Raw genomic sequence first — 14,131 nt, forward strand, 5'->3', positions numbered from 1 at the left:
AATGCGCGTAGCCCTCTACCAATGTCCGCCGCTGCCACTGGACCCGGCCGGCAACCTGCAACGCCTGCATCAAGTGGCGCTGGAAGCCAAAGGCGCCGATGTGCTGGTGCTGCCGGAGATGTTCCTGACCGGCTATAACATCGGCGTCGACGCGGTGAACGTACTGGCCGAGGTCTACAACGGCGAATCGGCGCAGCAGATCGCCCGCATCGCCAAGGCGTGCGGCCTGGCGATTGTCTATGGCTACCCCGAACGCAGCGAAGACGGGCAGATCTTCAACGCATTGCAGTTGATCGACGCCCACGGGGAACGCCTCGCCAACTACCGCAAGAGCCACCTGTTCGGCGACCTCGATCACGCCATGTTCAGCGCAGGTGATTCAGCGTTGCCAATCGTGGAGCTGGGTGGCTGGAAGCTTGGCTTCCTGATCTGTTATGACCTGGAGTTTCCGGAGAACGCCCGTCGCCTGGCCTTGGCCGGCGCAGAGTTGATCCTGGTGCCAACGGCCAACATGCAGCCCTATGACTTCATCGCCGACGTCACCGTGCGTGCCCGGGCCATCGAGAACCAGTGTTTCGTGGCGTACGCCAATTACTGCGGGCGCGAAGGTGAATTGCAATATTGCGGTCAAAGCAGCATCGCCGCCCCGGACGGCAGCCGCCCGGCGCTGGCTGGGCTGGACGAGGCGTTGATCGTGGGCGAGCTGGATCGACAACTGATCGAACGATCCCGTGCGGCCTACAACTACTTGCACGACCGTCGCCCTTCGCTCTACGTCGACTTGCTTGAACACTGATCCAGGCTAATCCGCTAGCATGGGCGCATCCTTGTCCTGGAAGCGCTCATGCCGTCCCCCGCCCCCCTTCACGCTCATACCCAAACCCTGGCCAACGGCTTGCAGGTGACGTTGCGTCATGTGCCCGGCCTCAAGCGCAGTGCCGCCGTGCTGCGTGTGGCGGCCGGCAGCCATGATGCGCCCCTGGTCTGGCCCGGATTGGCACATTTCCTCGAACATTTGTTCTTCCTGGGCACAGAGCGCTTTCCCACCGGACAGCATTTGATGGCCTACGTGCAACGGCACGGCGGCCAGGTCAACGCACGGACCGGCGAACGCAGTACGGATTACTTCTTCGAACTGCCGCCGAACGTCTTCGCCGAGGGGCTGGAGCGGCTGAGTGACATGCTCGCCCACCCGCGCCTGGACGAAGCCGATCAATTGCGGGAGCGGGAAGTGCTGGAAGCTGAATTCATCGCCTGGTCCCAGGATGCCACGGCCCAGCGACAAGTTGCCCTGCATGATGGGCTGTCGCCAGGTCATCCGCTACGAGGCTTTCATGCGGGCAATCGCGACAGCCTCGCCGTGACACAGCACGAATTCCAGACGGCGCTGCACGATTTCTATCAACGGTTCTACCGAAGCGGCCAGATGACCCTGAGCCTGGTCGGCCCGCAAGACCTCAAAGCCTTGAGGGCACTGGCCGAGCAGTTCGGCGACAACCTACCGAAGGGCGACGCGACGGCCAGGTCATTGCCGCCGACACTGATGGCAGCTTCGCAGGCTGGTTATCAACAGGCCAGTGCCGGTTGCCTCGATCTGCTGTTCACCTTCGAAAACCTCCCCGCCGCGTCGCCGCAGGCGCTGGACTTTCTCTGCCACTGGCTGAACGCCCACAAACCGGGCGGCCTGCTGGCCACGTTACGCCAGCGCGCCCTGGCCGACAGCCTCAAGGCCACAGCGCTTTACGAATTTGCCGGGCAGGCGCTGCTACACGTTGGACTCAAGCTCGACAAAGACCCGGCGTCGGAAGAAATCCACTCGTTGCTGCATGATTGGCTGGGGTTCTTTGCCGCCCAGGAGGATTGGCCCCACTTGTGCAGCGAGTTCAACGCGCTGGGACAGCGTCGCCAGGAAACGGCCAGTGCCTTGCAGTTGGCGCGCTGGGACAGCGAAGGACGCAACGGCCCGCTGTCCGAAAGTGATCGGGGGCGACTCAGGGAAATACTCAAGCAGTTGAAGCCGACGGATAACGTCACCGGACAATGGCAGCTGCCGCCCCCTAATCCGTTCCTGCAAACACGCCACGAACCACCCCGCGCCGGCCTGATTCGCGGCCAGAGCAGTGCCCACCGCGGTTTGCGAACATTCGCACAGGACCGTTCCCGGGGCCGGCGAGAGCATTCGCCGATGCAGTTCAGCCAAGCGTTGGCGCAAAACACCCCGGAAGGCGCGGTGTACCTGCGCTGGCGCTGGGCGACAGCGGCACCACAAGACCTTCAAGCCAGGCTCGACTGGCATCTGCAGGACTTGCGTGAAGACGCACGACAGGCCAGCGTGGACGTCATCCTCGAGTCATCCACAAAACATTGCCTCCTGAAACTGACTGGCTTGCAGGCACCGATGCCGAAGGTGATCGAGCACATCCTGACGAAGCTCGAGCAACCGCTGCCCCAGGCCCCGGCCAGGAACGAACCACCCGTGATACCGATTCGGCACCTGTTGAAACTGCTGCCGGATTGCTGCCAGGGACCTATCAAGCCTGCGACCTCCACATGGCCTGACAACCTCTGGGCTTCGGCTCAATGGGACGGCCTGGCCGTAGGCCTGTCGACAGCGACCCAGGCCGCACTAGGCCCGGCGCTGGCCCGGGTGCCGGGCATCGCTGGCGAGGAAGGCGAACCGCCAACAGCCACCGCGCAATGGACATGGCACACGTTCCCCACCGACAGCGAAGAACAGGCCGTGTTGCTGTTCTGCCCCGCGCCCACTGGGGCCTTGTCCGACGAAGCCACGTGGCGCCTGCTGGCGCAGCTGTGCCAGGCGCCGTTCTACCAGCGCCTGCGTGTCGAATTGCAGTTGGGCTATGCCGTGTTCAGTGGCGCGAGGCAGGTCAACGCCACCACCGGCCTGTTGTTCGGTGCCCAATCGCCGAGCGCCTCCACTGCGCAGTTGATCGGTCACATCGAACAGTTCCTCAACGACTTGCCCGGACTGATCCAGCAAGTCGACGAGACGACCCTCACCAGCCAGCGACAAGCACTCGCCGCCCAGTTCCAGAGCGCCGCCCTGCCCTGCGCCCAAGCAGCCGAACTGCTCTGGCAGGGCAAACTGGCCGGCCGCCCGTCGGATTACCTGGAACAATTGTCCGAGGCCATCGGGCTTCTGGACCGTGCACAGCTACTGGCAGGCGCCCGGCGCTTGATCGATGCCGAGGGCGGCCGGCGCTGCCTGAGCAATGGAAAATGTCAGATTTAGTAACACAGGCACCTAATCATCTGAACATCTCCTGCCAGAGGTGGACTATATGTATAGGTCTCAACCGAGCCACTCGAACTACAGCATCCGAACCACAGCATCGCCACCAAAGGAGTATTTTCATGGCCTGGTCCAAACCCGCATATATCGACCTGCGTATCGGCTTCGAAGTCACCATGTACTTCGCCAGCCGTTAAGCCCGGCAGGCGGTAGCACGCAACACCACGCCTCGGTCAGCCGGGGCGTTTTTCATTTTGGTTTGCAGAGGGAGCGGCCATGCTCGTTCAGATCCTAGGTTCCGCCGCCGGCGGCGGTTTTCCCCAATGGAACTGTAATTGCGTCAACTGTGCAGGTTTTCGCAACGGCAGTCTGCGGGCCCAGGCACGCACCCAGTCGTCCATCGCGATCTCCGACGATGGCGTGAACTGGGTGCTGTGCAACGCCTCGCCGGACATCCGCGCCCAGCTCCAGGGCTTTGCCCCGATGCAGCCTGGCCGGACCCTGCGAGACACCGGCATTGGCGCGATCATCCTGATGGATAGCCAGATCGACCACACCACCGGCTTGCTCAGCCTGCGCGAAGGCTGCCCGCATCAAGTCTGGTGCACCGACATGGTCCATGAAGACCTGAGCACCGGCTTCCCGCTGTTCAACATGCTCACCCACTGGAATGGCGGGTTGAGCTGGAATCGCATCGAACTCGACCGCAGCTTCACCATCGCCGCGTGCCCGAACCTGCGCTTCACCCCACTGCCACTGCGCAGCGCCGCCCCCCCCTATTCACCGCATCGCTTCGACCCGCACCCTGGCGACAATATCGGCCTGGTCGTCGAGGACCTGCGCACCGGCGGCAAGCTGTTCTATGCCCCGGGCCTGGGTCAGGTCGACGAGTCGTTGTTGCAGATCATGGCTGGCAGCGACTGCCTGTTGGTGGACGGCACAATGTGGGACGACGATGAAATGCAGCGCCGTGGCGTCGGCACCCGCACCGGTCGGGAAATGGGCCACCTGGCGCAGAACGGTCCCGGCGGGATGCTTGAAGTGCTGGAGCAACTGCCCGCGCAGCGCAAGGTCCTTATCCATATCAACAACACCAACCCGATCCTCGACGAAGATTCGCCGGAGCGGGCCGAACTTCTACGCCGAAAGGTTGAAGTGGCCTACGACGGAATGAGTATTGAGTTGTAGGCAGGTCGGAACGAAGGTGGGAACGACCCAACGCCACAGAACCCGACGGTGACTCCCGGAGAACCGAAAATGACTGACACCCCTCTGTCCCCCGCCGAGTTCGAAGCGGCCCTGCGTGCCAAGGGCGCGTATTACCACATCCATCACCCGTATCACGTGGCGATGTATGAAGGCCGGGCCTCTCGCCAACAGATCCAGGGCTGGGTCGCGAACCGCTTTTACTATCAGGTGAATATTCCGCTCAAGGACGCCGCGATCCTCGCCAACTGCCCGGACCGGGAAATTCGCCGTGAGTGGATCCAGCGCCTGCTCGACCACGACGGTGCGCCTGGCGAAGACGGTGGCATCGAGGCCTGGTTGCGACTCGGCCAGGCCGTAGGCCTGGACCCCGATCAACTGCGCTCACAGGAACTGGTGCTGCCCGGCGTGCGCTTTGCGGTGGATGCCTACGTCAATTTCGCCCGCCGGGCCAGTTGGCAAGAAGCGGCGAGCAGCTCGCTGACCGAACTGTTCGCCCCGCAGATCCACCAGTCGCGCCTGGACAGCTGGCCGCAGCATTACCCCTGGATCGACCCCGCCGGCTACGAATACTTCCGTACCCGCCTGAGCCAGGCCCGTCGTGACGTGGAGCATGGCCTGGCCATTACCTTGCGGCACTACACTACCCGCGAGGGCCAGGAGCGCATGCTGGAGATCCTCCAGTTCAAACTGGACATTCTTTGGAGCATGCTCGACGCCATGAGCATGGCCTACGAATTGAACCGCCCGCCCTACCACAGCGTGACCGAGCAACGGGTGTGGCATAAAGGGATTGCCTTATGAGTTTCGACCGCAGCAAAACCCCACGCTGGCGCCCCGGTTACCGCTTCCAATACGAACCGGCCCAGAAAGGCCACGTGCTGCTCTATCCTGAAGGCATGATCAAGCTCAACGATAGCGCTGCGCTGATCGGTGGCCTGATCAATGGCGAGCGGGATGTCGCGGCCATCATCGGCGAGTTGGCGAAGCAGTTCCCCGACGTGCCGGAACTCGGTGATGACATCGAGCAATTCATGGAGGTCGCCCGTGCACAGCACTGGATCGAACTTGCCTGAAACCCCGGGCCTGCCGCCCAAGCCGGAAGTCGGCCTGCCCCTGTGGTTGCTGGCCGAACTGACCTATCGTTGTCCGCTGCAATGCCCCTACTGCTCCAACCCGCTGGACTTCGCCGAGCAGGGCAAGGAGCTGAGCACGGAGCAATGGTTCAAAGTCTTTCGCGAAGCGCGGGAGATGGGCGCCGCGCAACTGGGCTTTTCCGGCGGCGAGCCGTTGGTGCGCCAGGATCTGGCCGAACTGATCGGCGAGGCGCGCAGGCTGGGTTTCTATACCAACCTGATCACCTCCGGCATCGGCCTGACCGAACAGAAAATCAGCGACTTCAAGAAGGCCGGCCTGGACCATATCCAGATTAGCTTCCAAGCCAGCGACGAGCAGGTGAACAACCTCTTGGCCGGCTCGAAGAAAGCCTTCGCGCAAAAACTGGAAATGGCCCGGGCGGTCAAGGCCCATGGCTACCCGATGGTGCTGAACTTCGTGACCCATCGGCACAACATCGACAAGATCGACCGCATCATCGAGCTGTGCATCGCCCTGGAAGCCGACTTCGTCGAGCTCGCCACCTGCCAGTTCTACGGCTGGGCGCAGCTCAACCGCGTCGGCCTGCTGCCCACCCGGGAGCAACTGGTGCGCGCCGAGCGCGTCACCAACGAATACCGCGCCAAACTCGAAGCGCAAGGCAATCCCTGCAAGCTGATCTTCGTCACACCGGACTACTATGAAGAACGCCCCAAAGGCTGCATGAACGGCTGGGGCAGTGTTTTCCTGACCGTCACGCCGGACGGCACGGCCTTGCCCTGTCATGGCGCCCGCCAGTTGCCGGTGCAGTTTCCCAATGTGCGCGACCATAGCATGCAGCACATCTGGTACGACTCGTTCGGTTTCAACCGTTTCCGCGGTTATGACTGGATGCCCGAGCCGTGCCGCTCCTGCGATGAAAAAGAAAAGGACTTCGGCGGCTGTCGCTGCCAGGCATTCATGCTCACGGGGGACGCCAGCAACGCCGACCCGGTGTGCAGCAAATCCGAACACCACGGGGTGATTCTCAAGGCCCGCGAAGACGCCGAACACGCCACGCAAACCATCGAACAACTGGCTTTTCGCAATGAACGAAATTCGCACCTCATCGCCAAAGGCTGATCCTTTCAGCGCCGCCCAGGCCGTTGCCGCCGGGGTCGACTTTGGCGAATTGCAAGTCGGCCCCCTGGGCCTGTTCTGGAATGAGTACCGCCCCGAAGACGGTGCCAGCCGGATCTGGCATTGGCATGAGGGTCAACGCCGATGCCTGACGCCGGACGGCTTCAGCGTGCGCAGCCGGGTCTATGAATACGGCGGCGGATCGTTCTGCCTGAGCCATGACGGCGTGCTGTTCGTCAACGAGGCCGACCAGCAGTTGTACCATCAGGCACTGATCGATGAGCAGCCCGTGGCGTTGACCTCCGGAGACTGCCGTTACGGCGATCTTGGCTTTGCCTGCGGCCAGGTACTGGCAGTGGAAGAACAGGCCAACCAACACCGTCTGGTGTCGATCGGGTTGGCCGATCACCAGCGGCAACTGCTGGCCGAAGGCGCGGATTTCTACGCGGCGCCGAGCGTCAGTCCGGACGGCCAGCGGCTGGCCTGGATCGAATGGAGCCGTCCGCATCAGCCCTGGACGGCCACTCGGCTGATGCTGGCCGAACGCGTTGCCGCGGGTTGGGGCGAGCCACACTGTGTGGCGGGTGACGGTGACGAAGAATCCATCCAGCAACCGCGTTTCGACGCATCCAGTCGCCTTTATTGCCTGACGGATCGCGGCGGTTATTGGCAGCCCTGGGTCGACTCGGGCCACGGCCTGGCACCGCTGCCCGCCGCCGCAGCCGATCACGCCCCGGCGCCGTGGCAGATGGGTGGCTGCACCTGGCTGCCTTTGGATGAGCATACGTACCTGGCGAGTTGGACCGAAGCAGGCTTCGGACGACTGGGGCTGCGCCGCGGTGACGTTATCGGTGAAGACTTCACCGGAACCTACAGTCGTTTCCGCAGCCTGGCGCTGAATGAGCGGTTCATTTATGCCATTGCCGCCTCACCCACCCGTCCGGCGGCGGTGATCGCGATTGAACGGCAAAACAGCGAGGTAACGGTTCTGGCCGGTGGGGTTACGCCGTTGCCCGTTGAACAGATCAGCCGTCCACGCACCCTGTGCTATCCGTCGGCGTCAGGCCAAGCCCACGGGTTCTTTTACCCGGCCATGAACGCCCCAGCGAAGCCGCCCTTGGTGGTGTTCATCCACGGCGGTCCGACGTCGGCCTGCTATCCCCTGTTCGATCCGCGTATCCAGTACTGGACCCAGCGCGGCTTCGCCGTGGCCGATCTCAACTATCGCGGCAGCAGCGGTTATGGCCGGGCGTATCGGCAAGCGTTGCATTTGAATTGGGGTGTCGTGGATGTCGAGGACGCCTGCGCGGTGGTCGTCTACCTGGCTGAACAAGGCCTGGTCGACGGTCGTCGGACCTTCATCCGGGGTGGCAGTGCCGGTGGCTACACGACCCTTTGCGCCCTGGCGTTCCATGACGTGTTCCGTGCCGGCGCCAGCCTCTACGGTGTCAGCGACCCCATCGCCCTGGGCCGCGTCACGCACAAGTTCGAAGCCGACTACCTGGACTGGCTGATCGGTGACCCGCAGCGCGACATCGAACGCTACCGTGCCCGTACCCCGCTGCTGCATGCGGAACAGATCCGCACACCGGTGATTTTCTTCCAGGGCGAACTGGACGCCGTGGTCATGCCGCAGCAAACCCGCGAGATGGTCAGTGCTCTAGAGGCCAACGGCGTTGCGGTCGAGGCGCACTACTATCCCGACGAGCGCCATGGCTTTCGCAAGGCGACGAACCAGGCGCATGCGCTGGAACATGAATGGTGGTTTTATCGCAGGGTGATGGACGATCACCCGTGACATACACGGCAGGAACAAAAACGCGGACAAAAGAAAACCCCGCCGAAGCGGGGCTTTGCAGACTGTTTCCCTGACATCCATTTCACTCCGCCATCCTGGCAGAATCCTACGTGTCCTTGCTTTTGCTATTGCGCATCCTGCGCGACGTCCATGAGCAGTAGATTAGTCGTGGATCCAATCGACCGATAGAGGACAAACGCCAGCACGTTATGTAAGTAAATGCTTACACAGCCCTCATGTCTCAAAACTGGTCAGCGTCCAGCAGGAACAACGACTCGCTGCCTGCCCTCACCGAAGCCGCCAAGGAATGGACACGCGGCAACAGGCGGGCGAAGTAGAAACGCGCCGTGCCCAGTTTGCTCGCGTAGAAATCATCCTGGCTTTCCTTGCCCAGGGCAGCCTTGGCCATCAGTGCCCACATGTAGGCGTAAGCGGTGTAGCCGAATGCCTGGAGGTACTCCACCGAAGCGGCGCCGATTTCATTCGGGTTGTCTTTGGCCCGGTCCAACAGCCATTCAGTCACCCCATCCAGCGTACCGACCGCCTCGTTCAACGGCTGGGTGAACTCCGCCAAGTCAGCGTTCGCGGTAGCGGTGAAGCGGCGGATTTCCTCAGCGAACAGGCGGTAGAACGCACCGCCACTGCCGACGATCTTGCGGCCCACCAAGTCCAGCGCCTGGATGCCATTGGTGCCTTCGTAGATCTGGGTGATGCGTACGTCACGCACCAGTTGCTCCTGGCCCCATTCACGAATGTAACCGTGGCCGCCAAACACCTGCTGGCCATGAACCGTCGTCTCCAGGCCCAGGTCGGTCAGGAAAGCCTTCGCCACCGGGGTCAACAACGCCACCAGGTCTTCGGCGCGCTTGCGGATGGCCGGGTCTTCGCTGAACTTGGCGGTATCCAGTTGCATTGCCACGTAGGTGGAAAAGGCCCGCCCGCCCTCGTTCGAGGCCTTCATGGTCAGCAACATCCGCCTTACATCAGGGTGGACAATGATCGGGTCGGCCACCTTATCCTTGTTCTGTGCGCCGGTTGGCGAACGGCTTTGCAAGCGGTCGCGGGCATACTCGACGGCGTTCTGGTAGGAGCGCTCACCGGAAGCCAGGCCTTGGATACCTACGCCCAGGCGCTCGTAGTTCATCATGGTGAACATCGCCGCCAGGCCCTTGTTCGGCTCGCCGACCAGGTAACCCACGGCTTCATCGAAATTCATTACGCAGGTCGCGGATGCCTGGATGCCCATCTTGTGCTCGATCGAACCGCAGGTGACAGCGTTGCGCGCACCCAGGCTGCCGTCGGCATTGACCATGAACTTCGGCACCAGGAACAACGAGATGCCTTTCGGGCCCGCCGGGGCATCCGGCAGTTTCGCCAGCACCAGGTGAATGATGTTCTCGGTGAGGTTGTGTTCGCCGCCGGTGATGAAAATCTTGGTGCCGCTGACTTTGCAGGAACCGTCGGCCTGGGGCTCAGCCTTGGTGCGAATGATCCCCAGGTCCGTCCCGGCATGGGGCTCGGTCAGGCACATGGAGCCGGCCCAGACGCCGGCATACATGTTCGGCAGGTACGCCGCCTTCAGCTCTTCGCTGGCGTGGGCGTTGATCGACAGGCAAGCCCCGGCGGTCAGCATCGGGTACAGGCCGAAGGACAGGCTCGCGGAGTTGACCATTTCCTCGACCTGGGCCGAAACGGCCTTGGGCATGCCCATGCCGCCGTACGCCGGATCGCCACCGACGCCGACCCAACCGCCTTCAGCATAAGTCTTGTAGGCCTGTGGGAAACCTGCCGGCGTGGTGACGGTCCCGTCGACCCAGTGGCAACCTTCTTCGTCAGCCGCGCGGCTGAGGGGTGCGATGCTCTTGCTGGTGACCTTGCCGGCTTCTTCCAGGATCGCCTCGACGGTTTCAGCGTCTACGCTGTCAGCCAGGGCCGGCAGTTCGGCCCAGAGCTTCGCCACCTCGAACACTTCATTGAGGACGAAGCGCATATCGCGCAGGGGCGCTTTGTAGTCAGCCATGGCAAACCTCGCAGGATCTAAACAATTGGTTCGTAAGAAAACGCTTTTGCAATGGCTTGAGTGTACCCTAACAACTTTTGCGACACATAGGGTCAACATGTGACTATTTTGTTATTTTTAGTCAATTCGCAGGCCTGGATGTTTATCGTGGCGAGGGAGCTTGCCCCTCGCCACGGAGAAATGTTTCAGCCCATCAAAGCGCAAACAACTCCGCCGGCAGTTGCATCAGGCAATCGCTCCCTGATTCGACGGCAGCCCGATGGGCAGCGGTCCTGGGCAGCAGACGCTTGAAGTAGAACTCGCACGTCGCCAGTTTGCCCCGGCAGAAATCCGCGTCTGCAGTACCACTGTCGAGTTGCGCCTGGGCGACCAAGGCCATGCGCAACCACAAATACGCCAGGATGATGTAACCGCTGTACATCAGGTAATCCACCGAAGCGGCGCCCACTTCATCCGGGTTTTTCATGGCCGTCATACCGACGTGCGTGGTCAGTTCGCCCCACTGCCGGTTGAGCCCGTCGAGTTGGTCGATGTAGCGCTGAAGCTGCGGGTGTTCGGCATTCGCCGCGCAGAATTTATGGACGATTTTGGTGAAGCCGCGCAACAACTTGCCTTGGCTGCCCAGCACCTTGCGTCCCAGCAAGTCCAGGGCCTGGATGCCATTGGTGCCTTCATAGATCGGAGCGATACGACAATCTCGCACCAGTTGTTCCATGCCCCATTCACGAATGAAGCCGTGGCCGCCGAACACTTGCATGCCGTGGTTGGTCACCTCCAGCCCGGTGTCGGTCATAAAGGCTTTGCAGATCGGGGTGAGGAACGCCAGCAGGTCCTCGGCTTCCTGGCGGGCGGTTTCGTCGGAGCTCAGGTGCGCGGTATCCAGCAGTTGCGCAGTGAAGTACGTCAGCGCCCGGTTGCCTTCGTTAAAGGCTTTCATGGTCAGCAACATCCTGCGCACATCGGGATGAACGATGATCGGGTCGGCGACTTTTTCCGGCGCCTTGGGACCGGTCAGCGAGCGCATCTGCAAACGGTCGTTGGCGTATCTGATCGCACCCTGAAAACTCGCCTCCCCCAGGCACAGGCCCTGCATGCCGGTGCCGAGCCGGGCATGGTTCATCATGGTGAACATGCAGTTCAGGCCCTTGTTCGCCTCGCCGATCAGGAAGCCCGTGGCCCCGTCGAAGTTCAGCACGCAGGTGGCCGAGGCCTTGATGCCCATCTTGTGTTCGATCGAACCGCAGGCCACGCCATTGCGCGGCCCCGCCTCGCCGCTGGCGTCGGGCAGGTACTTGGGCACGATGAACAGCGAGATGCCTTTGGTCCCAGCGGGTGCGTCCGGCAGTTTGGCCAGCACCAAATGGATGATGTTCCGGCTCATATCGTGCTCGCCGGCGGAAATGAAGATCTTGCTGCCCGAGATCGCATAGCTGCCGTCAGCCTGGGGCACGGCGCGGGTCTTGATGATGCCCAGGTCAGTGCCGCAATGGGCTTCGGTGAGGCACATGGTGCCGGTCCATAGCCCGGCGGTGAGTTTGCTCAGGTAAGTCTTTTTCTGCTCTTCCGTACCATGGGCGTGAATGGCCGACATGGCGCCGTGGGTCAGGCCCGGGTACATGCCCCAGGACGTGTTGCTGGAGCCGACCATTTCGCTGATCACCAGCCCCAGGGAACTGGGCAGGCCCTGGCCACCGTACGCCGGATCAGCCGCCAACCCATGCCAGCCACCTTCCACATATTGTGCGAAAGCCTGCTTGAAGCCTGTAGGCGTGGTGACCACGCCGTTGTCGAAATGACAGCCTTCCTCGTCACCGGAGCGATTGAGCGGTGCCAGCACGTTCTCGCAGAACTTGGCGCCCTCCTCGAGAATCGCATTGACCATGTCCGCACTCGCCTCGCTGGCACCCAGCTCAGCGTAACGGCCGTGGAAATCAAAGACGTGGTCGATCAGAAAGCGCATGTCGCGCAGGGGGGCTTTGTACTCGGGCATGGTGGTTTTCTCCGGTAGCAGGTCGTTTCAACCTACTGCCGGCCACCCGCGCCCACAATCACAGTCCAGACGCTGAATGCGCCGTCATCACTCAACCGGCGGCGGCTTCCATGCGCACCGCGCCGCGGCGACTCTGACCGAAGGCAATCACGCAGTTACGCCCCGCACCCTTGGCGTTATACAGCGCCTGGTCAGCGGACTTGAGCACTTCTTCGGGCGTACGTTGTTCGAGACGCTCGGCCACACCGATGCTGACCGTCACCGACACGCTGGAGGCCGCGGACCCGGAGCGTCGCTGGCGCCCCTGTTGATCATCCAGGGGACGACTCTCGGGATTGCGCAACTGGATGCTGTACGTCTCGATCGACTGGCGGATGACCTCCAGGTGGGGCATGCACTCGTCGATGGTCTTGCCGGCAAACACCAGGGCGAATTCCTCGCCACCGTAGCGATAGGCCCTGCCGCCACCGCCGATCTTCGACAGCTTGCTGGCCACCAGGCGCAACACCTGGTCGCCGACGTCGTGGCCGTGGGTGTCGTTGAATTTCTTGAAGTGGTCCACGTCACTCATCGCCAGCACATAGTTACGCCCCAGGCGCTGCATGCGCTCATTCAGCGCCCGACGTCCCGGCAAGCCGGTCAACTCATCACGGAACGCCATCTGATAGGCCTCATGGGCGACCGCCGCGGCGATCATCAACATCACCTGGCTGCACATGATGTTCAGGGTGAACGGTAGGATGAAGGTTTTCGGCAACATCCAGAACAGGCCCAGCAGGCCCACCAATTGCGCAGCATGCAAGGGCCGGGGGCTGCGCCAGTACTGCCAGGTCAGCAGCAGGAATGCAGCGGCAAATACCGGGTAGGACAGCTGGATCAAACTCATCCAGGCACCGTGCAACGCCGGCCAGCGGATCTCCGAAAGCCACAGCAGCAAAGCCTGGGGAAAACTCTGTTCCAAGGCCAGCGCCACGCTGCCAAAGGCCAGCAACACCGCGAACCGCGCCACCATGTCCTGGAACAGATGGGTGCGTTCCTGCCACGCCGCGAACAGCCCGAACAGCAACGGCAGCAGCAGGCAAACGAGGTGGAAGACCACCGCCGCATCATCGCGCACCTTGCCGTTATCACGGTAGAAGTCGGTCTGGGTGTCCAGCAAGTAATAGGCGATGTAAACCGTGACCATCAGGAACAGTTCACGCTGGCGTCGGTAGACGGCGCAGTAAGCCCCGCCCAGCAACAGCACCAAGGTTGGCAAGACGTTGAACAGCGAAGTGAAGAAGACGTTGAGATCCTTGACGTACGCAGCCGCGAGCCCCGCCAGTAACAGCAGCAAGGACGGTAGGAAATGACTGAAACGTACGGCGGAAGAACGCGGCAAGGGTAAAGCTCCGACCCGACTGATCAAGGATGGCATTGTGCCTGCTATTTGGCGAGCGAGGCATGGGAGATGTGACAGATGTCACACTGCCATCGTTGTAACGGCAGAGGAGGAAATTTTCTTAGCCTGAGTTGGATGAATATTGTTTCAAGATCAGATTGATTCCTGTGGGTGGGCAGCATTTCGGCACCACAAAAAAATCTATGGTCACCCCCATTTTTGCAATACTGATTAACGGGTGGTGTGGTTGGCTTGCTTAAATCTATCCG

The 14,131-nt window shown here is 61.9% G+C and carries 11 protein-coding genes; 8 read left to right on the forward strand and 3 right to left on the reverse strand.

What is annotated here, in order from left to right; genetic code table 11:
• The first annotated feature begins 1 nt into the window (after nucleotide 1).
• From N4Q37_RS23685 to N4Q37_RS23720, 8 genes are all read left to right on the forward strand, one after another.
• A complete protein-coding gene (locus N4Q37_RS23685) occupies nucleotides 2-796 on the forward strand; it encodes a carbon-nitrogen hydrolase family protein (RefSeq protein WP_260962194.1) in 795 nt (264 codons plus the stop codon).
• Nucleotides 797-844: 48 nt separating this feature from the next.
• Nucleotides 845-3,253, forward strand: a complete 2,409-nt coding sequence (gene pqqF / locus N4Q37_RS23690) for a pyrroloquinoline quinone biosynthesis protein PqqF (protein WP_260962196.1) — start codon at nucleotides 845-847, stop codon at nucleotides 3,251-3,253.
• Nucleotides 3,254-3,375: 122 nt separating this feature from the next.
• Complete coding sequence (gene pqqA / locus N4Q37_RS23695; RefSeq protein WP_260962212.1) at nucleotides 3,376-3,450, forward strand: pyrroloquinoline quinone precursor peptide PqqA; 75 nt, start codon at nucleotides 3,376-3,378, stop codon at nucleotides 3,448-3,450.
• A 79-nt stretch (nucleotides 3,451-3,529) separates the two neighbouring features.
• Nucleotides 3,530-4,441, forward strand: a complete 912-nt coding sequence (pqqB, locus tag N4Q37_RS23700) for a pyrroloquinoline quinone biosynthesis protein PqqB (RefSeq protein WP_260962197.1) — start codon at nucleotides 3,530-3,532, stop codon at nucleotides 4,439-4,441.
• Nucleotides 4,442-4,510: 69 nt separating this feature from the next.
• Nucleotides 4,511-5,263 carry a pyrroloquinoline-quinone synthase PqqC gene (gene pqqC / locus N4Q37_RS23705; protein WP_260962198.1) on the forward strand — a complete coding sequence of 251 codons (753 nt, stop codon included), beginning with the start codon at nucleotides 4,511-4,513 and terminating at the stop codon, nucleotides 5,261-5,263.
• Nucleotides 5,260-5,535, forward strand: coding sequence for a pyrroloquinoline quinone biosynthesis peptide chaperone PqqD (pqqD, locus tag N4Q37_RS23710; protein ID WP_260962199.1), 276 nt, complete (start codon nucleotides 5,260-5,262; stop codon nucleotides 5,533-5,535). The genes pqqC and pqqD overlap by 4 nt, the downstream gene beginning before the upstream one ends.
• Complete coding sequence (gene pqqE, locus N4Q37_RS23715; RefSeq protein WP_260962200.1) at nucleotides 5,507-6,676, forward strand: pyrroloquinoline quinone biosynthesis protein PqqE; 1,170 nt, start codon at nucleotides 5,507-5,509, stop codon at nucleotides 6,674-6,676. The genes pqqD and pqqE overlap by 29 nt, the downstream gene beginning before the upstream one ends.
• Nucleotides 6,642-8,471 (forward strand): alpha/beta hydrolase family protein, encoded by a 1,830-nt coding sequence (locus N4Q37_RS23720; protein WP_260962202.1) that lies wholly within the window; start codon nucleotides 6,642-6,644, stop codon nucleotides 8,469-8,471. Before pqqE ends, N4Q37_RS23720 begins: the two co-directional genes overlap by 35 nt.
• A 241-nt stretch (nucleotides 8,472-8,712) precedes the next feature.
• Here N4Q37_RS23720 and N4Q37_RS23725 read toward each other — a convergent pair whose 3' ends face one another.
• The 3 genes from N4Q37_RS23725 to N4Q37_RS23735 form a co-directional block, all read right to left on the reverse strand.
• Nucleotides 8,713-10,491, reverse strand: a complete 1,779-nt coding sequence (locus N4Q37_RS23725) for an acyl-CoA dehydrogenase C-terminal domain-containing protein (RefSeq protein WP_260962204.1) — start codon at nucleotides 10,489-10,491, stop codon at nucleotides 8,713-8,715.
• Between the two features lie 193 nt (nucleotides 10,492-10,684).
• Nucleotides 10,685-12,481 (reverse strand): acyl-CoA dehydrogenase C-terminal domain-containing protein, encoded by a 1,797-nt coding sequence (locus tag N4Q37_RS23730; RefSeq protein ID WP_260962206.1) that lies wholly within the window; start codon nucleotides 12,479-12,481, stop codon nucleotides 10,685-10,687.
• Between the two features lie 91 nt (nucleotides 12,482-12,572).
• Complete coding sequence (locus tag N4Q37_RS23735; RefSeq protein WP_260962208.1) at nucleotides 12,573-13,862, reverse strand: GGDEF domain-containing protein; 1,290 nt, start codon at nucleotides 13,860-13,862, stop codon at nucleotides 12,573-12,575.
• Nucleotides 13,863-14,131 lie beyond the last annotated feature (269 nt).

The sequence above is a fragment of the Pseudomonas citri genome (assembly GCF_025336485.1).
Taxonomy (GTDB): domain Bacteria; phylum Pseudomonadota; class Gammaproteobacteria; order Pseudomonadales; family Pseudomonadaceae; genus Aquipseudomonas; species Aquipseudomonas citri.

Coding starts and splice junctions, on each gene's coding strand:
- N4Q37_RS23685 (WP_260962194.1), top strand. CDS start 2: ATGCGCGTAGCCCTCTACCAATGTCCGCCGCTGCCACTGGACCCGGCC.
- pqqF (WP_260962196.1), top strand. CDS start 845: ATGCCGTCCCCCGCCCCCCTTCACGCTCATACCCAAACCCTGGCCAAC.
- pqqB (WP_260962197.1), top strand. CDS start 3,530: ATGCTCGTTCAGATCCTAGGTTCCGCCGCCGGCGGCGGTTTTCCCCAA.
- pqqC (WP_260962198.1), top strand. CDS start 4,511: ATGACTGACACCCCTCTGTCCCCCGCCGAGTTCGAAGCGGCCCTGCGT.
- pqqD (WP_260962199.1), top strand. CDS start 5,260: ATGAGTTTCGACCGCAGCAAAACCCCACGCTGGCGCCCCGGTTACCGC.
- N4Q37_RS23720 (WP_260962202.1), top strand. CDS start 6,642: ATGAACGAAATTCGCACCTCATCGCCAAAGGCTGATCCTTTCAGCGCC.
- N4Q37_RS23725 (WP_260962204.1), bottom strand. CDS start 10,491: ATGGCTGACTACAAAGCGCCCCTGCGCGATATGCGCTTCGTCCTCAAT.
- N4Q37_RS23730 (WP_260962206.1), bottom strand. CDS start 12,481: ATGCCCGAGTACAAAGCCCCCCTGCGCGACATGCGCTTTCTGATCGAC.